The sequence below is a fragment of the Halorientalis pallida genome, assembly GCF_004118325.1.
In the GTDB taxonomy this organism is placed as follows: Archaea; Halobacteriota; Halobacteria; order Halobacteriales; family Haloarculaceae; genus Halorientalis; species Halorientalis pallida.
The window spans coordinates 100,252-119,756 of sequence record NZ_RDFA01000003.1; the positions used below are offsets into that span (position 1 = coordinate 100,252).

General features: G+C 65.7%; 21 protein-coding genes. 7 read left to right on the forward strand and 14 right to left on the reverse strand.

Translation table 11 applies throughout. The features are described from left to right. Positions 1-5: 5 nt before the first annotated feature. The 8 genes from EAF64_RS09200 to EAF64_RS09235 form a co-directional block, all read right to left on the reverse strand. Complete coding sequence (locus EAF64_RS09200) at positions 6-1,457, reverse strand: lipopolysaccharide biosynthesis protein (RefSeq protein ID WP_129068692.1); 1,452 nt, start codon at positions 1,455-1,457, stop codon at positions 6-8. Between the two features lie 22 nt (positions 1,458-1,479). Beyond that, positions 1,480-2,379: an alkaline phosphatase family protein gene (locus EAF64_RS09205; RefSeq protein WP_129068693.1), complete on the reverse strand. Its 900-nt coding sequence runs from the start codon at positions 2,377-2,379 to the stop codon at positions 1,480-1,482. A 102-nt stretch (positions 2,380-2,481) separates the two neighbouring features. Beyond that, a complete protein-coding gene (locus tag EAF64_RS09210; RefSeq protein WP_129068694.1) occupies positions 2,482-3,819 on the reverse strand; it encodes a sulfatase-like hydrolase/transferase in 1,338 nt (445 codons plus the stop codon). Between the two features lie 71 nt (positions 3,820-3,890). Next, on the reverse strand, positions 3,891-5,327 hold the full coding sequence (locus tag EAF64_RS09215) for a sulfatase (RefSeq protein WP_129068695.1): 1,437 nt from the start codon (positions 5,325-5,327) through the stop codon (positions 3,891-3,893). Between the two features lie 11 nt (positions 5,328-5,338). After that, complete coding sequence (locus EAF64_RS09220) at positions 5,339-5,869, reverse strand: glycosyltransferase family 2 protein (RefSeq protein WP_129068696.1); 531 nt, start codon at positions 5,867-5,869, stop codon at positions 5,339-5,341. A gap of 53 nt (positions 5,870-5,922) precedes the next feature. Then, the gene (locus EAF64_RS09225; protein WP_129068697.1) at positions 5,923-7,110 is read right to left on the reverse strand and encodes a glycosyltransferase; all 1,188 of its coding nucleotides are present in this window, start codon (positions 7,108-7,110) and stop codon (positions 5,923-5,925) included. A 72-nt stretch (positions 7,111-7,182) separates the two neighbouring features. Beyond that, positions 7,183-8,103: a glucosyl-dolichyl phosphate glucuronosyltransferase gene (gene aglG / locus EAF64_RS09230; protein ID WP_129068698.1), complete on the reverse strand. Its 921-nt coding sequence runs from the start codon at positions 8,101-8,103 to the stop codon at positions 7,183-7,185. 35 nt (positions 8,104-8,138) lie between these two features. Beyond that, positions 8,139-8,606 (reverse strand): hypothetical protein, encoded by a 468-nt coding sequence (locus EAF64_RS09235; RefSeq protein ID WP_129068699.1) that lies wholly within the window; start codon positions 8,604-8,606, stop codon positions 8,139-8,141. Positions 8,607-8,829: 223 nt separating this feature from the next. Here EAF64_RS09235 and EAF64_RS09240 point away from each other — a divergent pair, with 223 nt between their 5' ends. Beyond that, on the forward strand, positions 8,830-11,865 hold the full coding sequence (locus EAF64_RS09240; protein ID WP_129068700.1) for an oligosaccharyl transferase, archaeosortase A system-associated: 3,036 nt from the start codon (positions 8,830-8,832) through the stop codon (positions 11,863-11,865). A 51-nt stretch (positions 11,866-11,916) separates the two neighbouring features. Here the strand turns inward: EAF64_RS09240 and EAF64_RS09245 are convergent, their stop codons facing one another. After that, positions 11,917-12,156 (reverse strand): hypothetical protein, encoded by a 240-nt coding sequence (locus tag EAF64_RS09245; RefSeq protein WP_129068701.1) that lies wholly within the window; start codon positions 12,154-12,156, stop codon positions 11,917-11,919. A 260-nt stretch (positions 12,157-12,416) separates the two neighbouring features. Between EAF64_RS09245 and EAF64_RS09250 the strand changes: the two genes are divergently transcribed. Continuing rightward, on the forward strand, positions 12,417-13,709 hold the full coding sequence (locus EAF64_RS09250) for a glycosyltransferase (protein ID WP_129068702.1): 1,293 nt from the start codon (positions 12,417-12,419) through the stop codon (positions 13,707-13,709). Between the two features lie 40 nt (positions 13,710-13,749). Continuing rightward, on the forward strand, positions 13,750-14,274 hold the full coding sequence (locus EAF64_RS09255) for a gamma carbonic anhydrase family protein (RefSeq protein ID WP_129068703.1): 525 nt from the start codon (positions 13,750-13,752) through the stop codon (positions 14,272-14,274). Between the two features lie 16 nt (positions 14,275-14,290). Here the strand turns inward: EAF64_RS09255 and cutA are convergent, their stop codons facing one another. The 3 genes from cutA to EAF64_RS09265 form a co-directional block, all read right to left on the reverse strand. Further along, a complete protein-coding gene (gene cutA / locus EAF64_RS09260; protein ID WP_129068704.1) occupies positions 14,291-14,602 on the reverse strand; it encodes a divalent-cation tolerance protein CutA in 312 nt (103 codons plus the stop codon). 41 nt (positions 14,603-14,643) lie between these two features. After that, positions 14,644-14,805, reverse strand: a complete 162-nt coding sequence (locus EAF64_RS20945; protein ID WP_193767632.1) for a hypothetical protein — start codon at positions 14,803-14,805, stop codon at positions 14,644-14,646. Between the two features lie 84 nt (positions 14,806-14,889). After that, positions 14,890-15,069 (reverse strand): HEWD family protein, encoded by a 180-nt coding sequence (locus EAF64_RS09265; protein WP_129068705.1) that lies wholly within the window; start codon positions 15,067-15,069, stop codon positions 14,890-14,892. A gap of 146 nt (positions 15,070-15,215) precedes the next feature. On the opposite strand from EAF64_RS09265, the gene EAF64_RS09270 reads away from it, so the two are divergent. Continuing rightward, positions 15,216-15,359, forward strand: a complete 144-nt coding sequence (locus EAF64_RS09270) for a rubrerythrin-like domain-containing protein (RefSeq protein ID WP_129068706.1) — start codon at positions 15,216-15,218, stop codon at positions 15,357-15,359. Here the strand turns inward: EAF64_RS09270 and EAF64_RS09275 are convergent, their stop codons facing one another. Next, positions 15,360-15,815, reverse strand: a complete 456-nt coding sequence (locus EAF64_RS09275) for a hypothetical protein (RefSeq protein WP_129068707.1) — start codon at positions 15,813-15,815, stop codon at positions 15,360-15,362. 63 nt (positions 15,816-15,878) lie between these two features. Beyond that, complete coding sequence (locus EAF64_RS09280) at positions 15,879-16,334, reverse strand: acyl-CoA thioesterase (RefSeq protein WP_129068708.1); 456 nt, start codon at positions 16,332-16,334, stop codon at positions 15,879-15,881. A gap of 108 nt (positions 16,335-16,442) precedes the next feature. On the opposite strand from EAF64_RS09280, the gene EAF64_RS09285 reads away from it, so the two are divergent. From EAF64_RS09285 to EAF64_RS09295, 3 genes are read left to right on the forward strand one after another with little or no spacing between them, the layout of a single operon-like run. Beyond that, on the forward strand, positions 16,443-17,975 hold the full coding sequence (locus EAF64_RS09285) for a TraB/GumN family protein (RefSeq protein WP_129068709.1): 1,533 nt from the start codon (positions 16,443-16,445) through the stop codon (positions 17,973-17,975). Next, a complete protein-coding gene (locus EAF64_RS09290) occupies positions 17,972-18,574 on the forward strand; it encodes a metalloprotease (RefSeq protein ID WP_227738924.1) in 603 nt (200 codons plus the stop codon). Before EAF64_RS09285 ends, EAF64_RS09290 begins: the two co-directional genes overlap by 4 nt. 60 nt (positions 18,575-18,634) lie before the next feature. Further along, positions 18,635-19,495, forward strand: coding sequence for a DUF3828 domain-containing protein (locus EAF64_RS09295; protein WP_129068711.1), 861 nt, complete (start codon positions 18,635-18,637; stop codon positions 19,493-19,495). Positions 19,496-19,505 lie beyond the last annotated feature (10 nt).

Here is a 19,505-nt window from a genome sequence, read left to right on the forward strand (position 1 = left end):
AGTCCTCATGGAACGACCTTCCCCAGCAGGCCGCCCGAGACGTTTCGCAACGTCGCCCGGTGGTGTTCGCTGACCGCCAGCAGGACGACCCCGTAGACCGCTGCACCAGCCCCGACCAGAGCGACCACATACACCCACGAGCGCACCGGGACTACCTGTCGCAGTCCCAGGATCGCACCCGCCATGACGACGCCGCTCACCAGCTGGTGGAGCAGTGGCTTCGGAACGATGGTGAGCGACGGCACTTTCACCTTGACGACGTAGACCGACAGCGCGTACGTGACGAACTGAGCGATGGTCGAGCCCACGACGACGCCGAGTGGCCCCATCACGAAGAACAGCCCGACGCTGCCCACGACGTTCGTGACGAACTTCACCAACGAGATTCGGAAACTGGTGTAGGGCATGTCGAGGCCGTTGATCGCGGAGGCGAAGACCTGTTCCTGCGTGATGAGCAACCGATAGAGTGCGATCAACACGAGGAACGTGCCGGCCGCGGCGTACTTCGGCTCGTAGGCGGTGACCAGAATCTCCCGGCCGAGGATGAGCGCGCCGAAAAACAGCGGGACCGACAGGACGCTGCTGTACGAGGCGGCGTGGCGCAGTCGTTCCGCGACCGCCTCGCCCCGGCTGTGCAGGTCGCTGATGTCGCCGTAGGCCCCGTTCGAGATCAGCTGCGTGACGAAGATCGCCGGCGCGGAGATGCGGAGGGCGACGTTGTAGTACCCGACGAACGCGCTCGTCGCCAGGACGCCGATCAGGATAGTGTCGATCCGCCCCATCATCGTGTTGAGCATACTCTGGGGAAATTTCGGCTTGGCGAACGTCCAGATCCGACGGACGGTCGCGCGGGTCGGCAGTTGCGGTCGGACGCCGATGAGCCGGAAGGGCAGCGGCGCGACCACGACGAGCGCGAGCGCCGTCCCCAACACGAGGCCGCCGGCCTCGTAGCCCAGGACGACGAGTCCGATCTGTCCGACGTACTTCAGGACGGTCTTGAGGAGGTCGATCCAGCTGTGGTACCCGAAGTTCGGCCGGACGCTGAGGATCATCCCCGTCTGCTGGGTGAGGTTCAGGCCGACGAACAGCGCGGCCAGTACCGGCCAGTGCTGTTCGAGCCCGTCGACAGGGACGTATCCCGCCCCGAACTCACCGACGAGCGCGATCACCGCGACGCCGAAGGCGGTGAACAGCGCGAGACCGAGCGCGTACGCACCCATGATCTCGCCTTCCTCGGCCTCGCTCTCGGTGATGCGTTTGCGACAGCCCTCGACCCAGCCACCGAAGGGGTTGTTCAGCGTGTCGGCCACGCCGTAGATGAAAAAGTACAGCCCGTAGACTTCCGGAATGGTCATCCGGGCGACGACGACGGTCCCGACCAGCCCCAGGGCCGCCGTCAGGAGCCGACCGACGAACCCGAACCCGACCTGCTCGCCGAAGTCCGAGCGATCACTCATCGTCGTGGAGGGTGGGGGACATTCAGTCGATGTAGCCGAGTTCGCGGAGCTGATCTTCGGGGATGTCGGCCCGTGTCCGCTCGGGGTCGATCTCCTGGACGTGGTCTTCGACCCACTCCTTGACGTCGAGGGCGTGTTCGGGCGGCGATCCGACCGTCGTCGAGGCGATGGCCCGCCAGGAGTGGGTGCCCGGGTCGTCGTCGTCCAGCCACGTCGTCTCCATGCCGTGGTCGCTCAGGATCAGGAGTTCGTCGTCCTCGCCCAGCGCTTCTCTCACCTCGCCGACCCGCTCGTCCACGTCCTCGTACACCTGCCGATACGCCGCTCGGTCGTCCGAGTAGATGTGGCCGAGCACGTCGATGACGTGAATGTGGGTGGCGGCGATCTGGATGTCGTGGGTGATCGCCTCGTGGACCCAGCCGAACTTGCTGGCGGCCTCGGTGTAGGTCTCCCTGATCAAGGTCTCCTCGGACATCCGGTCCTCCTTGACCTCCTCGAACAGCCCCCAAATGTAGTGCAGTGCCTCGTTGCGGTAGACCCCTGGCCAGTTGTGGACGGCCCGGTACTCCCCGTCGAGGAAGGTCGGCTCGTCCACGATCTGGAGACTCCAGTCCTGCCCCGTGTTCTGCTTGATGGCGTCCCCGATCCGACTCCGGATGTTCCCGCTGACGTTCAGGGTGTGTGCGATCCGCGAGAGCGCGGTCAGGAACTGACTGTCCCACTCCCCGTGGCCCGTCATGCCGTGTTCCGTCGGGTGGAGGCCGGTCGCGATGGAGGGCCAGGCCTCGCCCGTGTGCGGGTGTTCGAGCCTGTGCGCGACCGACTGCATCTTCGTGTGCTCGTCTAGCAGTAAGTTCTCACAGCCGAAGTCCTCCGCGTGACGGACGTCGACGGCGTCCAGGGCCAACACGACGAGTACCATATTTGACCAGTACACCGGCGACCGTATAAAGTCGCTTTCGTCGGGCCCGAGCAGTCCCGACGGACCGACCCCGACACACCAGGCACTGCGAACGGCCACCGGCTACGTGTAGCCCAGGTCGTCCAGCTGATCCAGCACCGCCTCCGAGAGGTCGTCGTCGCCGGTCTGGGCGGGTCCACCCGCGAGTTCCTCTTTCAGCTCGTCCAGGCGCTCTCTCGGGTCGGCCATCGACGCGGTGCCGGTCTCGACGAACCCCTCACGAGTCTCGTAGCCGTAGAACTTCTCCGGGGCGGCGAGGCCGTACACCGGTGCCTCGAAGCTGTCGAGCGTCCGCTGGTCCACGTCTTCCGAGGCGAGACGGTCGTACTGGCGCGGCGTCAATCCCTGACACTCCGTCAGGTATACGCCGCCCTCGGCGTCGTCGAGGAGGTGCTGGCCGCGGGACTCGCCGTCGACCCCGGACAGATCCAGCACCGTCCGGTGCACGTCGAGCAGGCTCACCACGGTCTCGTCGTGGATCACCTCGCCGTCGTCCTCCGCACCCGTTACGACCAGCGGGACGTGGGTCAGCTCGGGGAAGACGCCGTAGCAGTGGTTCCACGCGCCGTGTTCACCGAACAGTTCGCCGTGATCGGAGCAGGTGATCACGTAGTCGAAGTTCGCGCGCAACTCGTCGAAGATGTCCCGGTAGATATCGGAGAGGTACCGAACGCTGTCCTCGTAGCTCCGGCGCAGTTGCGACGAGTCCACGTCCGATTTCCCCGACACGGTCGCGCGCACGCCGTCGAACTCCGGATCGTCGGTCGTGTGGTACGCCGAGGGCGGGTTGTACGGCGCGTGGGCCTCCATCAGGTTCGCGAAGAAGAACTCGTCGTCACCGAACGAGGTGTTGCGGACGGTCTCGAGCGCGGCCTTCGCCCCGTCGTCCATCTCGAAGGGACCGAAGCCGCTGTCGTAGAACTTCAGCCGCGCGCCGTGGCGGAGCGACCGCACCGTATCACAGTCGGAGGTGACGCAGTTCCAGCCCGCTCGGAGGTAGCGGCTCACGCCCTCGCCGTGGGAGTTCGAGATGAACACGCCCCAGTCGAACACGTCGGGATCGCCGGCGTCCAGCCGCCAGCCGCGCTCGAAGTGTTCGAACCCGCGGTCGTAGGCGAACTCGCTTGAGACGTACGGGTTCGCGCTGAACGCCCGCGTCGTGTAGCCCGCGTCCCGCAACCGCTCGGCCAGGACCGCCCCGTCGTATGTGAGCCGCTCGTTCTCGCCCCCGATCCCCATCTCCCCGGCGTAGTTGCCGGTGAACAGCGAGGCGTGCGCGGGGACCGTCCGGTGGCTCGTGGAGTAGGCGCGCTCGAACCGCCGGCCGGGTAGCCACTCGAAGAAGTCGTCGAAGGCGTCTTTCCGGAGAGTGTCGAGCACCACCAGAGCGACGCTTGTCATTGGAGGAGTGGAGGGACGGGCCGGCCAAAGTATGTTCCGGTCCGGCAACCTGTCTATCGCCCCGGCGACCGCTACATGTAGCCGAGATCTTCGAGTCGCTGTTCGGTCGCGCCCGACACGTCCACGTCGCCGGCGGACTCCCGGACGCCTGCGTCCGCGAGGTCGGCGAACGCCTCCCGGACGTTCGGGGCCGACTCGCCCTCGAACACACGGCTCACCTGCGCGTCGTACACGTCGACGACGGACTCGTAGTCGTCGCGCCACGTGATCGCCTTCTCGACGTGGTCGCCGCGGTCGGTGTACAGCGCCCGGTAGTCCCCGTTGTACAGCCAGAGGTCGTCGACGAACTTGCTGGCGCGTTCCTCCATCGGCTCTTCGAGGCCGTGAGAGGAGGCCAGCACCGGCCCTTCGGTAACGTACTCGTCGGTCTCCCAGTCGCCGTCGAGGGCGGCCCGCACGACGTGTGGCGTGTCCGTCAGCGATACCGGTTCGTCGTGGGTCGCGCCCGTCTCCTGGCCCGGGAACTTCACCAGCAGGGGGACGTGCAACTGGAGTTCGTGGATACCGGCGCCGTGACCGGTGACGATGGCGTCGGGACGGACCTCCGAGGGTTCGCCGAACCCTTCGCCGTGGTCGGCGGTTACGATCAGGAGGGTGTCGTCCCACTCGCCGCGGGCCTTGAGCGCGTCCACGAGGCGGCCGACCTCGTGGTCGATCTGGGCGATGGCCCCGTCGTAGAGGGCCTCGAAACTGCACATTTGCCAGACTGGTTTCTCGCCGCCGTTGAACGACCAGACCTGGTCGCCACAGTCGTCCTGGAGTTTGCGGGCGGTCCCGTCGTCCCACTCGTCGAACTGCGCCTCGGGCTCGTATGGCAGGTGGGCGTCCATGTAGTTGATACAGGCGGCCCAGCCGTCGGTGCGCTCGTCGATCCAGTCGGTGAACAGATCCGTGTACACCTCCGCGGGCGTCCCCGTCGTGTGCCCGTCGGGCAGGAGCTGGGGGTAGTCCCACGCCGCCTTGATGTACAGCCCGTTCAGGGCGGACTTGAGCGGGTGGTCGTGGGAGAGACAGCGTTTGAGGTACTTCACGTACTCTCCCTGTCCCTCCGAGAGCGCGAAGTTGCCGGGGTCTAGTCCCTCCTGGAAGAGAACGTTCTGCTGGCCGTGGATGTCGTCGAACGGATCCTCCAGCCCGACGCCCATGTCAGTTATCCACATGTTCTCGGAGAAGACGCCCGTCCGGTGGGGAATCTCGTCCCAGAACGTCCGACCCGTGAACCGGTGGTGAGCCCTGCGGATGCCGTGTTCCTCGACGTGGAGACCGGTAAACATCGAGGTGTGGCTGGGCAGGCTCCAGGTGCCCGGGGACCGTGCTTGCGTGTAGACCGTCGCCTCGTCGGCGAGGGCGTCCAGGTTCGGCGTCGTCTCGTTGTGGTGGCCGAGCAGGCTACAGTTTCGCGCACGGACACTGTCCATCACTACCAGAAGTACGTTCGTGTCAGTCATAGCTCACCAGCTCAGGTAACCGTTCGTGTCAGGATCTTCGGCGCGGACCGCGGGTACTTCGCGGCGATGTAGGCGGTCCGCCAGACGCGATCCCAGGTGGTGACCGACCGCTCGTGCGGGGCGTGTTCGACCTCGTCGGGATCGATGTGTGCGACGCCGTCCCCGCGGTGGACGAACTTCAGAGCGAACTCCGTGTCCCCCATGTGCGATTTCAGGAACTCGTCGAACCCACCGAACCGCTCCCAGTCCGTGCGGTGAAACGCCATCACCCGCCCGGCGACGAGTCCGTAGTCCCAGTCGGGATGGCCGACCAGCTTGCCGTGCTCGATCCGGTCGGCCAGGTCCCAGAAGAAGGACTCGCTGAACGAGATGTCGTCGTCCAGTATGAGGACCCGGTCGTGTTCGGCACGCTCGACGCCGAGGTTGCGCGCCTCGTTGAGCGTCCCCTCCCGAACGACCTGCCAGTCCACCCCCTCGGGCACGCTCTCCAGCGTGAGAACGTCCTCCTTGATGCTCGGGATGACTACCGAGACGTCGGTCATTCACCCGAGGTTCGGCCGGGACGGGTTATAAATGTGACTGAACCACACCTGTATCAACCATGGTCGGCGAACGCGCCGGCGTGGCTGAACTCGTCGTAGCGGCGCTCGATCCCCTCCCGCAGTCGGCTCCGGAACGCCGACACGTCGAACTTGTTGGCGCGCTCCCGCGGGTCGCCCGCGATGCCGTCTCGCTCGAACCGCTCGATCGCGTCGCGGATTCCCCCAGCGGTGCCGTCGTGACGGTAGCCGTTCTCGCCGTCGTCGACGAAGATCGCGGGGAACCCCTCGTCGCGGGTCAACACCGCCCTCCCGCTGGCGTTGGCCTCGATAGGGACGATCCCGAAGTCCTCGTCGCGGCCGTTGAACACCAGCGCACGACAGGTCGCGAGCAGGTCGTACTTCTCGGCCTCGTCGACGAACCCGCGGTAGTCGATGGCGTCGGCCCGCCGAATCCGGTCCATCACGGCCTCGTCCACGTCACCGCGGCCGCCCGCCAGCACGAGGCGGTGGTCGCTCCCCGCGAAGGCCTCGACGACCGCCGGAACGCCCTTCTCCTCGTCGAGTCGACCCAGGTGGAGGTAGAAGCCCTCGTGGTCGCGATTCTCGTAGGCCGAGAGATCGACGGGTGGGTACAGCACCTCCGAGTCGCGGTCGTAGAACTTCCGGATGCGTCGGGCGACCACGGGACTGTTGGCGAAGTAGCCGTCGACGCGGAGGTCGACTGTGGCGTCGCGCATCCGCAGGTATCGCACCAGGGGACGGGCGAGTTGGCCTGTCAGCGAGTCTTTCCGGTCGTGGTAGAGGTCGTAGAACCACCGCGGCGGCGAGTGACAGTAGTTGAGGTGGAGCGTGTCGTCAGGTGTAATCACCGCACGCGTGGTGGCACCCGAGGTCACCAGCACGTCCGGGTCGCCGTACTCCCGCCAGTCCACGTCCTCCCAGAGGGCGTACTCGAAGATGCGGCCGGCCTTCGCCTGCAGTCGCCGGAGCGGTGCCGGGGAGAGGTCCCGCGTCACGTCCACGAACGTCACGTCGCCGTAGGGGTTGGGATCGTCGGGGTCCGGGTCGCCCAGCGTGTAGACCCGGTCACAGTCGAGTGCCTCGGCGAGGTGGGTGACGAGGTACTCGGCACCGCCCCAGGCGTTGATCCCCCAGTGTGCGACGGCCACGTCGAGGTCCGCGAGGCTCGCAGTCGCGCCCTCGTCTTCCCCGGCGTCACCCTCGGTCGCCCCGGCTGTCATTATCGGGGGCGAGCGACGGCGCGTGCTTAAGCGTACCGACGGCGGTCCGCGCCTCGGTGGCAGTCCCGACGGTCAGCGCCACTTGGTCGCACCGTAGAGGTAGCCGAAGCCGACCGCGGCGGTGAACACGAACAGCATGACGAACTGGAGCGCCTTCTCGCGGGAGGGATCGGTCACCAGTTCCGTCGCGCGGTCGGGGACGAACTCGCCGAGCAACTGGCCGAGGAAGTCGTACTCTTCGCCAGTGGATTCGGGGACCAGGACTTCCATGCCACGCTTGGAGTAGCCCTGCCAGAACGCGCGGTCGAGCAACCACTTCGGATCGGTCCGGTACTCGAAGACCTTGTGCGCCACGCGTGCGTCGGGATTGTAGTATACCCCGGCGTCGTAAGCCTCGCGCAGCCTGGCACAGAGTTCCGTCTCGCCGCCCTGGAGGTTCTCGTCGCCCTTCCGCCCCCCGATGTCGGTGTCGAAGCCGTCGAGTTCGAGGAACACGTCCCGGCGAAAGGAGATGTTGGAACCGAAGGTGTTGCGGACTTCCCCGGGACCGTCGGCGAAGCCGCGCTGGGTGACCCCGACCAGGAAGTAAAATTCCTCCGGGAGGAACGCCGGGCGGCCGGCGACCCACTCGGGCGTCATCTTCCCGCCGGCGGCGACGGCGTCTCTGTACTCGTAGGCCTCGACGAGTTGGGCGACCCAGTCTTCGTCGGCGACGGCGTCGTCGTCGATGAACGCGACCACGTCGCCGGTGGCGATCTCGGCCCCGTTGTTGCGGCTCTCCAGCAGGCCGACGTTCTCGTCGTTGCAGTGGGTGACGACGTCCTCGTGGTCGCCGAAGTCGGACTGGAACTGCTCGTAGACGGCCTCGGAGCCGTCGCTGACCAGGACCAGTTCCGTGTCGTCGTGTGTCTGGTCGAGGACGCTGTCGGCGGCCTCGGTGAAAGCGTCGTACCGATCGAGCGTGTGCGTGCAGAGAACGACCGAGACCCGCATACGGACCGCTCGTCACCCGCCCGACAAATGTATTTCTATCCGCCACCGCTGTCGGGCGGCCACCGGTCCAGCACCCGTGTCTCGTTGCCGCCAGTGTAGACGACCCGGACCTGGGTGTTCGTCGTGATGGGTTTCCCGAACGTGCCAGTCCCGGTCAACTGGATCGTCGAGCCCTGCGAGACCGCTTTCGACTCGCTCATGTTGGCGAGGGCCGCCCAGGTGCGGTTGGTCTCGTCGCTGACGACCGACAGTTCGCCGGCCGGGATCGAATCCCCCCTGGCGAAGGTGACGATCAACGCCGAATCGTCGGGGAAGTGTTCGAACGAAAAGTTCGCGCGCGTGACGTTACTTCCGCCGTCCGACGGGGCGTACAGGACACCCAGCCCCAGCCCGGCAGCCAGGAGCACGGCGACGACGACGAGCGATCCGGCGGCGACACTGTCGGTGACCGTGATGGCGCGTTCGTCGTCTCGTGCCGTTCGCTGTGGGTCCTCGCGGGTCATCGTCGTCGCTCCGTCGCGTCGGTCGGGACACGCCGGGAGTTCCAGACTCTTCGGAATGATCGCACCTGAGTGTTGTGTCGGTATCGGTGTTCGATTCGAAAGCCGAAAGTGTGGAATAACGGACACAGGGGCCCTCTCGGGCCGGTATCTGAACCACGGGAGTGCGGGCGAGAAGAAGACGATTTGACAAAGCTTATCCCCGAGTTCGTTTTTACCCCGGGCAATGAGTCAACGCCGGGGGTACTTCGAGGACTTCGACGTCGGCAACGTCCTCGGAGACGTCCAAGACTGGTATCATATTCCGACTCTGGTCGCGTTACTCGGGTTCATGCTGTGGGTCCGGGTGCAAAACTGGAGTAACTTCGTCAGGGGCGGAGAGGTGTTCTTCCAGGGGAACGACGCGTGGTACCACTACAGGCAGACCCAGTACGTCGTGCACAACTGGCCACAGACGATGCCGTTCGACCCGTGGACGTACTTCCCGTACGGGACGTCCTCGGGCCAGTTCGGGACGCTGTTCGACCAGTTGATCGCGACGGTGGCGCTGGTCGTCGGCCTCGGAAATCCGAGCGACCAGACGGTCGCGATGGCAGTCCTGATCGCACCCGCCGTGTTCGGGGCGCTCGTGGCGATTCCGGTGTACTTCGCCGGGAAACGTCTCGGCGGTCGGTTCGGTGGCCTGGTCAGCGTCCTGATCCTGGCGCTCTCCTCGGGGAGTTTCCTCAACCGTAGTATCGTCGGCTTCTCCGACCACCACGTCGCCGAGGCGCTGCTCCAGATGACCGCCGTGGTGGCGATCATGGTCGCCGTCTCGGTCGCCGAGGAGGAGATGCCGGTCTGGGAACTTCTGGTCAACCGCGAGTGGGACGCGCTCCGCCGACCCACGGGCTGGGCGACGCTCGCCGGCGTCGCGATGGCCCTGTACATCTGGGTGTGGCCGCCCGCCATCCTGCTGGTCGGTATCTTCGGTATCTTCCTCGTCGTCCAGCTGAACGTCGACTATCTCCGCGGTCGCAGTCCGGAGCACATCGCGTTCGTCGGTGCGGTCGCGCTCGTCGTCACCGGTCTCCTCTCGTTCGTCCCGCTGAGTACATTCGAGCTGACGGCGGTCGACTTCACGTTCATCCAGCCGTTGCTCGCCTTCGCCGTGGCCGCTGGGGCCGTGTTCATGGCCTGGCTGGCCCGGCAGGTCGACGACGCGGACGTCGACCGCTGGGCCTACCCGGCGGCGGTGTTCGGTGCCATCGCGGCGGTGGCCGTGCTGGCGGCCGTGGTGGTGCCCGACGTGTTCGGCTACATCGTCAAGAACACCCAGCGGTTCATCGGACTGAGCGGCGGAGCACAGGCCGGAACCATCGGTGAGGCACAGCGACTTCCGCTGGGCGACCTGCTGCCGCAACTGTTCGGCAGTTACGGGCTGGCCTGGTTCGGTGCCTTTGCGGGCCTGGTCGTGATGCTGGTCGGCCACGTTCGGGGCACGGAGCGTCGGGCCGAGACCATCTTCGTGATGATCTGGACGGTCATGATGCTGCTGGCGACGCTGACCCAGATCCGGTTCGGGTACTACCTCACGCTGCCGGTCGCCGTGTTGAACGCGTACGTCATCGCGTTGATCGCGAAGTACGTCTCCCCGAGCGGGTCGCTCGAAGGGGTCGAGACGTTCCAGGTGCTGACTATCATGGCGGTGTTGATCCTGGTCGTCGCACCGATGGTCGTCCCGATGACCAGCGGCTCGTCGACCGCGGTCCAGACAGGCAGTCAGGCCGCGCCGAGTTCCGGTGTGGTCGGCTGGTCCGACAGTCTCGACTGGATGAACGACAACACGCCGGCTCCGGGGACGCTGGGCGGCGCCGACAACGGGATGGAGTTCACTGGCGCGTTCCCGAGAGAGGACGATTACGACTATCCCGACGGCGCCTACGGCGTGATGTCCTGGTGGGACTACGGGCACTGGATCACCCAGCGCGGCGAGCGTATCCCGAACGCCAACCCGTTCCAGCAGGGCGCGCCCGAGGCGGCGAACTTCCTGCTCGCACCGAACGAACAGCAGGCCAACGACGTGATCGAGCAGGTCAGCGAGGACGACGCCCAGACGCGGTACGTCATGATCGACTGGAAGATGGTCAACACGTACTCGCGACTCTCCCGCGGGAAGTTCTTCGCGCCGATCGTGTTCAACGAGAGTACTACGGCCACGGACTACTACAGCCGGGTGATCGACATCGGGAGCGGGCAGCCCCGAGTCGGGTACAACCTCAAGACCCAGCGCTACTACGAGAGCATGGTCAACCGCCTGTGGTACTTCCACGGGAGCGGCCGTCAGCCGCGACCGGTGGTGATGGACTACGACACGAGACAGACACAGAACGGAGAACTGAAAGTGCTCCCGACCGACGACCGCCAGCCGTATCGCGTGTACAACTCGATGCGGGAAGCACGAGACTTCGTCGAGGATGACGGCAGCGCCCAGCTCGGGGGTGTCGGGCCGAACCCGCCGGAGGCCGTCGATGCGCTCGACCACTATCGACTGGTCTACAACTCGAACACGTCGGCGTTCCAGCCCCGGAGTCCGTACGCCCGCGGGTTCCAGCGCGAAGCCACCTCGCTGGCCGGTGGCATCCAGAACTTCCGGAACTCCAGTCGGACCGAACTGCAGGGCATCCAGAGCATCCTGCTGGGACCGCAGAGTCCCTCGCCACCGTGGACCAAGGTGTTCGAGCGGGTTCCCGGGGCGACCATCGAGGGGACCGGCCCGGCCAACCGGACGGTCGTCGCGTCCGTCCCCATAGAACTGAACTCCGGGAACTCGACGTTCCGGTACGTCCAGCGCGTTCAGACCGGGCCCGACGGCGAGTTCTCCATGACGGTGCCCTACTCCACGACGGGCTACGACAACTGGGGCCCAGAACAGGGGTACACCGACGTGGCCGTCGAAGCCGCGGGGCCGTACACCATCCGGACGGGCGTGACACAGAACCTGAGCAGTGGGTCGAGTTACGTCTACAACGCCACGGCGGACGTGAGCGAGGCGAAGGTCATCGGCGAGGACGACTCGCCGGTGCAGGTCACCCTGGAGCGGACCGACCTGACCCAGCCCCAACCCGACGAGAACGAGTCGTCGGCCAACCAGACGAGCGGTGACGGGACGACCGGTGACGACTCCACGAGTGACGGTTCGACCAACACGTCGACCGACGGGTCGGAGAGTCCGTCACTGATCGCGGAACCCGCAGGCGGCGCTGGAGTCGTCGCACCCTGAAAACCGCGGCGACTCTCTTTTCGAGGGCCGAGACGTCGAGTTCGCAGTCGATCAATCCCAGTGTTCGCGGTCGCTCGTCCGCTCACTCAGACCCGTGTCGACCCAGGCGGCCGCAACGAGCGCCACGAGGACGACGACCCCAATGTGGTGGATCGGGACGCCACCCGCGAGTGCGGAGACCTGGGCGACCATCGGAGAGAACTCGAGCGTCGGGAACGCCAGGATCGGGGCCATACCGGCCACCGCGAGCCCGACGACGAAGACCGCGATGTCGCGTCCGTTCGCTGCCATGGCCCCTAATCGTTGGACATCGAACATAAGTCCACCGCGGCAGTTTCGAGATTTGAAAACTGGGAGCCGACGCTGACGGCCCTCTGTCTATCTCTGGGATCGAACGTCCGACGGAAGGCTGACGCCTGCGAGACACACCGAATTTGACAGGTCCGTATTCCGAACTGATCGATTCGGTCTGTGATCGTGGGGTGGCGGAGGTAGACGGTCGACCGATAGATACATTTACGGTTCTAAAAACATGTCTGAATTGAAGAGCTATGAAACTGATACGACGCTGGCTCGACCGGATCAGTTTCCTGGGGGTTACCAGTGGCGTGTTCGCCTGGGGGTTCGTCCAGGGGAACGTGGCGCTGGGTGGGACGATCCGGTTCGAGTTCGCATTCGTCGTCCTGGCAGTGGTCCTCCTGCAGGCGGTGATCTCCAGTCTGCTGTTCACCGGGTTCGTCGGTGTGTCGGGGGTCTCCTTCCTGTGGTCCCTCCGTCGCGACGCCGATCCCGCGCCGAAGTACGCCGGTGACACCGTCACGGCGATCGTTCCGGTGTATCGAGACGCGAACGTCCTCGACAGGAGCGTCGAGAGCCTGCTCGCGAGCGAGTACGACGATCTCGAGGTCCTGATCGTCTGCGAGGAAGACGACCAGGCGGGTCTGGAGCGCGCTCGCGAACTCGCGAAGCAGACGGGCGTGTCCTCCCTGGTGAACACGCGGTATCCCGGCTCGAAAGCCGGTGCGATCAACTACGCCGTCGAGGAGACCGACAGCGATCACGTGGCCGTCTTCGACGCCGACGAACGGGTCGATCCGACGTTCGTCCCGAAAGCCGTCGCTCGACTCCAGGAGTGTGACGTAGTGCAGGGCCGGACGGTTCCCCAGCCCGACGGAGCCGTCGAGGAACTGGCTTACTACGAGTCGGTGCTGTTGAGCTACGTCTCGCGTCGACTCCTGTACCTCTGCACGGAGTTCCGGATGGCGGCCAGCAGGGCCGTAGTGATGCGTCGGTCCGCGCTGTCGATCACCGGTGGGTACGACACGGAGATGTTGACCGAGGACTTCGACTTCGCGTACACCTGTTACAGGCACCGCCTCGACGTCGAGGAACAGCTCGACCATCCCTCGAAGATCGAGGCTGCACACTCCCTGCGGGACTGGTGGGGGCAGCGCAAACGCTGGATGACCGGGTACGTACAGGTCCTCCACAAGCTGTTGGCCAACGCGCAACCGATACGGAAGGTCCGAAACCTCACGTCGGCTGCGATCTGTGCGGGGACCGTGATCGGGAGCTTCCTGCTGTTGACGATCCTCTCGAAGTTCGTCGTCCTCTTTTTCGTCGGGATGGAGTCGTACTTCGTTCCGCCGCTGGTGGCCGTCGTCGGCGTGACGGCCGCGGTCCGGGTCCACGACTGGCGGGTCGGCTCGGTCGAGCGCCTGGGCTGGGCCTGGCTGGTCGTGCCGATCGTCGTGCCGCTGTACAGCCTCACCGCGATCAAGGCGGTCATCGAGTACGCGTACGGCCGGGGGGGCGACTGGTACAGCGTCGAGAAAGGGAGCTGAGCCGGGTCGTTTTTGTCACTGGCGGCGGTCGGGACGCACGATGATCAGAGCATTCGACGGTATCGAACCGACGATCGCCGACTCGGCGTATGTAGACCCGGCGGCCACGGTCATCGGCGACGTGACGCTCGAAGCCGACGCCAGCGTCTGGCCCGGAACCGTGCTCCGTGGCGATCACGGCGAGATCGTCCTCCGGGAAGGTGCGAACGTGCAGGACAACGCGACACTCCACGAGGGCGTCGAGATCGGCCCGTACGCGACGGTCGGACACAACGCCATCGTCCACGCGTCGACGGTCGAGGAGCGAGCGATGGTCGGGATGGGCGCGATCGTCCTGGACCGGTCGACCATCGGTGCCGAGAGTCTGGTCGGGGCCAACAGCGTCGTCACCGAGGACACGGAGGTACCCGAGTCGGTGCTGGTCGCGGGCCAGCCCGCGGAGGTAGTCAAGGAAGTCGAGGACTCCATCTGGCAGTACGCGGGCGATCAGTACGTCCAGATCGCGCGGGAACACGCAGAAACCGACGAGCCGATCGCCCAAGCCCACGTTCCCGACGAGGAGTGACGGCGCAGTCGGCCGGTCACTCCGTCGGGCCGACGCAGTCGTCGAGCCAGTCGGCGAACTCGGCGGAGACGCCGGAGTCGTCGAACCGTTCGATCGCGGGCACGTCGGAGGGATGTAACTCGGCGATGCGTTCCTTGACGTCCCGGTAGCCGCTCTCGGTCGTCTTGACCAGCAGGATCTCCTCGTCCTCGGTGTGGACGTCGCCGTCCCACCGATAGGTCGACCGGCACGGGAACCGGTTCACGCAGGCGGCGAACCGTTCCTCGACGAGGTGTTCGGCGAGCGATGCGGCGTCCTCGGGCGGTGCGGTCACGAACACTGTAGGCATGAGCCTGGGAACGAACGGCAGGCAAAAACGCCTTCCGGCGGTCAGATCTCGACGGCCCCGATCCAGCTGTCTTCCCCGCCGTCGGGACACCACCGTCGGTGGTTCTCGCTGCAGTTGCGGTCGAGCCACCATCCGCAGGTGCAGTGGGCGTCGTGGCCGACGTCGGGGAGTCGGTGCCGGCAGAGTTTACAGCCGATAGCCATGAGAACGTGTACCACGAGAGGGCGTGAAAACCTGCCGGTCGGCAGGTGTAACTGGGTAGAACGTGGCCCGTTCGCGGGAGCCAGTCACCCCTCGAAGGGGTTGTAGTCGCCGTTGATGTCCCACTCGTGGAGACAGTGGGGGTTGCCGACCGCTTTCTCGCCGTCCTCGGTGACGATTACCCAGGTGTCGCGCGCTTCCTCCCAGCGGTCGTGACGGCCACAGCGCTCGCAGACCCGTTCCGTCGGCGGGATGACCTCTGCCATGTCTAACAGGAGGAGGGCCACCCGTTAAGAAGTTCTCGACTGCTACCGACCCCCACCACACACCGTCCCGAACGGGACCGCGTCCTGACAGCCGACCGGCGAGCGCGAACGAAAGGATTATTTCGGTTCCTTTGCCACTGTTCCGCATGGATGGGATCGATCCGTACCGACCGGACGAATCAGTGTACGAATGTGTCGAATGCAACGGCCGGTTCCGGACGAACGATCACTTGTCGTCCTGTGAGGGGTGTGGCGGCGACGTGCAGAACATCGCGGTGCCACGGGAGTAACTAGAAGTCCGGGAGGTCTTCGGGTGGTTCGTAGTCGGTCTCCCAGTCGATGTAGTCGTCTTTCAGTACGTCACAGACGATCTGTCCGAGTTCGGTGAGTTCGGCGTTGATCGAGGAGACGGTACCCCACGAGTTCAGCTCGGGGTGGAGGTCGTGTTGTTTCCAGTCCTCGGGGAGGCCTGGGGCGTGGTAGCCGACGCGGTCCGCGTGTGAGTCCCAGAAGAAGTCGAATCGCTCGATCAGGCCCAGGTCGGTCACGATGTCGTAGTCCTCGGCGTCCAGATCGGTGTGTTCGCTCCACTCGCCGAACGCTCGGTCCCACGCTCCGTCGTCGAGAAATTCCGCGATCTCGTCGCGCCGGAAGTCCGTGTCGCCGACGACCTCGGCGTCTTCGTACTCGTTGGGGTCGAACGCTTCGAGTTCCGGCGGCTCTGGGGTGTCAACATCCAGTCCCATGCCCCTCGATAGGACGCCGGTGCGGAAAAGGACAGCCCTCGGACCCGACCGATGGGGCCAGGCTCACTCGCCGTGCTCGTTGTTCTCGTCACTCTTCCTGGCGGCGTCCCTGAGTTCGGCACCGCGGTCGCTCGAAACGGTGAGGTCGGGGACGCTCCGGGGCTCGAACTCCTCGTCGATGGCGACGTAGACGAGGTGGGACTCGGTGGTCAACTCCGTCTCGGCGGTCCGGAGGTCCTCGCGGAACGTCCGTACCCGGACGCGCATGCTCGTCGTCCCGACCTCGTAGACGTAGCTCTCGATGAGGGCGTTCTCGCCGACAGGGATGGGGCCGCGGAAGTTCGTCTGTTCCATACGGGCGGTCAACACGTCGCTCCCGGCGAAACGGATCGCGGACATCGCGCCGACCTCGTCCATCCACTTCAGGACGTTCCCGCCGTGGGTGGTGTCGAGGTTGTTGGCGTGGTTTGGCTGGATCATCTTGCGGTTCTCGATGTAGGTGTCCATCAGATCCGGCATTGTGCCGGCGTTTCCGTCGGCGGGAAAAGAGTCTTCCGAGCCGCCGCTCGTGGGGCAGGCGTTGTCGTCCCGACAATCGTAAGACGGGGGGTTGTCTATGACGGGGCAATGAGCGAACGGTCGGCACCGACGCCGTCGGATCCGTCGGCCCCGTCGGGGGAGGGGAGCGTGACGGTGCTGGGGACCGCCCACGTCTCCGAGGACAGCGTCCGCGAGGTCGAGGAGACCATCGAGGAGGAGCACCCGGACGTGGTCGCCGTCGAACTCGACGATGGCCGGTATCGCCAGCTCAAAGGCGAGACGCCGGACGACCTCGACCCGAGCGACCTGCTGGGCGGGAACACGGTCTTTCAGTTCCTGGCCTACTGGATGCTCTCCTACGTCCAGGCCCGGCTGGGCGACCAGTTCGACGTCGACCCCGGCGCGGACATGATGGCTGCGGTCGACACCGCCGAGGAGTTCGGACTCGGCGTCGCGCTGGTCGACCGCGACATCCAGACCACGATCCAGCGGTTCTGGGCACGACTCACCGGACTGGAGAAGATCAAGTTACTGGGCGGACTGATAGCCGGCGTCGCCGATCCACTCGTCGCCGGCATGACCTTCGGGTTCGCGCTGGGCGTTTTCCTGGCGATCCCGCTGGAACTGCTCGCCGGACCGTTGCTGCTGGGCGGCGTCGGGGTCGTCCCAGGTGTCCTCGTCGGCCTCCTCGACGGCCTCGCGCTCGTGGTCACGATCGGGCTCGCCGTCGGGATGCCCCTGGCCCTCCTGCTCTCGGGATCCGGAGAAGAGGAGGATCTGGAGGACCTGGACATGTCAGAGATGACCAACACGGACGTGGTGTCTGCAATGATGGAGGAGTTCCGTCGGTTCTCCCCCGGCGGCGCGGAGGCGCTGATCGACGAACGCGACGCGTACATCGCACACAATCTGGTCGAGTTGCGCGAGGCTGGCTACTCGGTGGTCGCGGTCGTCGGCGCGGGCCACCGTGCGGGGATCGAGGAGTACCTCGACAACCCCGAGACGCTCCCGCCGATGGAGTCGCTGATCGGCGTCGAGTCCGGTCGCCGGTTCTCGCTGTTCAAACTCTTTGGCTACCTGTTCACGCTCGGATTCCTGGTCATCTTCGCGCTGCTCGTGATGGCGGTCGCGACCGGCGTCGAGGGCATCTCGACCGGCCTGTTGATCCAGATCTTCGGTTCGTGGTTCCTGATCAACGGGATCATCGCGTTCGGACTGGCGAAACTCGCGGGTGCACACTGGCAGAGCGCGACCGTCGGCGGGGCCGTCGCCTGGCTGACGAGCCTCAACCCGCTGTTGGCTCCGGGCTGGTTCGCCGGCTACGTCGAACTCCGGTACACCTCGGTCAACATCGGCGACATCAATCAGCTCAACGAGATCATGAGCGACGAGGAGGCCCCCGTCCGGGACCTGTTCGGCCGGATGTACGACGTGCCGCTGTTCAGGCTCATCCTGATCGTCGCGATGACGAACATCGGGAGTATGATCGCCAGCGGCCTGTTCGGGTTCGTCCTCCTGCCGTACTTCTTCGCCGAGATCGGGTCGACCGGTGAAGTCGTCGGCCTGATGGCCCAGGGTGCCGAGAACAGCGCCCGCCTGCTCTGGGGGTTGGTGACGTGAACGTCCGATTTTCGCCCCGCGAACTGCTGGATCTCGGGGCCGCCTGGGTCGCGTTGAGCGTCGCGTTCAGTATCCTGTTGATCCCGGGCCTCCAGCTGGTGTCGGTGCCGGAAGCGGTCCAGACGTTCGGTTTGAGTTTCGTCACCGTCGGCGTCGCCTTCCTCCTGCACGAACTCGCACACAAGGTCGTCGCGATCAGGTTCGGCAAGATCGCGGAGTTCCGAGCGGACTACGGGATGCTGTTCGTCGCGATCATGGGGGCGGCGATCGGGTTCCTCTTCGCCGCGCCCGGTGCGGTGTACCATCAGGGCCGGTCGACGCTCAAGCAGAACGGCCTGATCGCGCTGGCCGGACCAGTCACGAACCTCGTCCTGGCGGCGATGTTCGCCCCGCTCGCCTTCCTCGCGAGTGGCTTTCTCGCCTCCATCGGCAGTCTCGGGCTCACGATCAACCTCTTTCTCGCGGCGTTCAACATGGTCCCGTTCGGGCCGCTCGACGGAAGCACGGTCAAAGAGTGGAGTACGCCGGTGTTCGTGGCGGTGTTCGTCCCGTCGGCGGCGCTGGCACTGTGGGCGCTGTTCGGGCTCGGTCTGTTCTGACCGTGGTTCGGCGGATGGAACGGATACGGGTTTTATATCCCCGGTATCGGAACCATCCGTATGAACAAGTCATCACGGCGCGGCTACATCGCCGGACTCGTCGGCGTCGCCGCACTGAGTGGGTGTCAGGACGTACTCGACGGGACCAGCGGGAGTGGCGGCTCAGAGCCCGACGAAGACGACGATGACGACGACTCCGGAGCGGACGAGGCCGACGGACCAGCCGCCGCAGTCGAGACGTTCTACGCTGCCTTAGATGCGGGCCGGTTCGACGTGGCAAACGGGCTGTTGCACAACGAGACCTCGCAGCCGCCCGTGACCGAAGAACAGTACGGGAGCCTCGACGAGGGGTCCGTCAGTGCAAGTGCCACCGAGGTTGTCGAGCAGAGCGAGGGGCGGGCCGTCGTCCGGACGACTCTGGACGCGACGTTTGCGGATACGGATCGACAGATCACCCGGGAACTGGAGATCGAACTCCGGACCGAGACCGGTGAGTGGCGGCTCTACTCGGTCGAATCGGTCGACGACACGGGCGAAGCGCCGGCCGACGAGCCGACACCGGAGGAAGAACCGACACCCGATTCCGGTCCCGGGCCCCGTCCACCCGGAGATCCCGGGGCCGTCGTCACAGAATTCTACGCCGCGCTCAACGACGGGGACCGGGCGGCCGCGAACGCTCGACTCCACAGCGAGGCGGAGGGGATCGACGTGACCCAGCAGGCGGCCGACTCGATGGAAGAGGCGTCGCTGACGGCCGAGCGTGTGACGGTGGTGTCCGAGGCCCGCAGTTCCGCGACCGTCGAGGCGACGGTGACGCTCTCGCCGGCGGGCTCCGACCGGGAACAGAGCAATCGCGTGCGGATCGAGCTCCGGCCCGAGAACGGACAGTGGCGAATTTACTCGGCGGGCCAGGCGAGGTGAAGACCGCCCG

Excerpts from the sequence above, each read along its gene's own strand:
- EAF64_RS09200 (WP_129068692.1), bottom strand. The coding sequence starts at position 1,457 with ATGAGTGATCGCTCGGACTTCGGCGAGCAGGTCGGGTTCGGGTTCGTC.
- EAF64_RS09205 (WP_129068693.1), bottom strand. The coding sequence starts at position 2,379 with ATGGTACTCGTCGTGTTGGCCCTGGACGCCGTCGACGTCCGTCACGCG.
- EAF64_RS09210 (WP_129068694.1), bottom strand. The coding sequence starts at position 3,819 with ATGACAAGCGTCGCTCTGGTGGTGCTCGACACTCTCCGGAAAGACGCC.
- EAF64_RS09215 (WP_129068695.1), bottom strand. The coding sequence starts at position 5,327 with ATGACTGACACGAACGTACTTCTGGTAGTGATGGACAGTGTCCGTGCG.
- EAF64_RS09220 (WP_129068696.1), bottom strand. The coding sequence starts at position 5,869 with ATGACCGACGTCTCGGTAGTCATCCCGAGCATCAAGGAGGACGTTCTC.
- EAF64_RS09225 (WP_129068697.1), bottom strand. The coding sequence starts at position 7,110 with ATGACAGCCGGGGCGACCGAGGGTGACGCCGGGGAAGACGAGGGCGCG.
- aglG (WP_129068698.1), bottom strand. The coding sequence starts at position 8,103 with ATGCGGGTCTCGGTCGTTCTCTGCACGCACACGCTCGATCGGTACGAC.
- EAF64_RS09235 (WP_129068699.1), bottom strand. The coding sequence starts at position 8,606 with ATGACCCGCGAGGACCCACAGCGAACGGCACGAGACGACGAACGCGCC.
- EAF64_RS09240 (WP_129068700.1), top strand. The coding sequence starts at position 8,830 with ATGAGTCAACGCCGGGGGTACTTCGAGGACTTCGACGTCGGCAACGTC.
- EAF64_RS09245 (WP_129068701.1), bottom strand. The coding sequence starts at position 12,156 with ATGGCAGCGAACGGACGCGACATCGCGGTCTTCGTCGTCGGGCTCGCG.
- EAF64_RS09250 (WP_129068702.1), top strand. The coding sequence starts at position 12,417 with ATGAAACTGATACGACGCTGGCTCGACCGGATCAGTTTCCTGGGGGTT.
- EAF64_RS09255 (WP_129068703.1), top strand. The coding sequence starts at position 13,750 with ATGATCAGAGCATTCGACGGTATCGAACCGACGATCGCCGACTCGGCG.
- cutA (WP_129068704.1), bottom strand. The coding sequence starts at position 14,602 with ATGCCTACAGTGTTCGTGACCGCACCGCCCGAGGACGCCGCATCGCTC.
- EAF64_RS20945 (WP_193767632.1), bottom strand. The coding sequence starts at position 14,805 with ATGGCTATCGGCTGTAAACTCTGCCGGCACCGACTCCCCGACGTCGGC.
- EAF64_RS09265 (WP_129068705.1), bottom strand. The coding sequence starts at position 15,069 with ATGGCAGAGGTCATCCCGCCGACGGAACGGGTCTGCGAGCGCTGTGGC.
- EAF64_RS09270 (WP_129068706.1), top strand. The coding sequence starts at position 15,216 with ATGGATGGGATCGATCCGTACCGACCGGACGAATCAGTGTACGAATGT.
- EAF64_RS09275 (WP_129068707.1), bottom strand. The coding sequence starts at position 15,815 with ATGGGACTGGATGTTGACACCCCAGAGCCGCCGGAACTCGAAGCGTTC.
- EAF64_RS09280 (WP_129068708.1), bottom strand. The coding sequence starts at position 16,334 with ATGCCGGATCTGATGGACACCTACATCGAGAACCGCAAGATGATCCAG.
- EAF64_RS09285 (WP_129068709.1), top strand. The coding sequence starts at position 16,443 with ATGAGCGAACGGTCGGCACCGACGCCGTCGGATCCGTCGGCCCCGTCG.
- EAF64_RS09295 (WP_129068711.1), top strand. The coding sequence starts at position 18,635 with ATGAACAAGTCATCACGGCGCGGCTACATCGCCGGACTCGTCGGCGTC.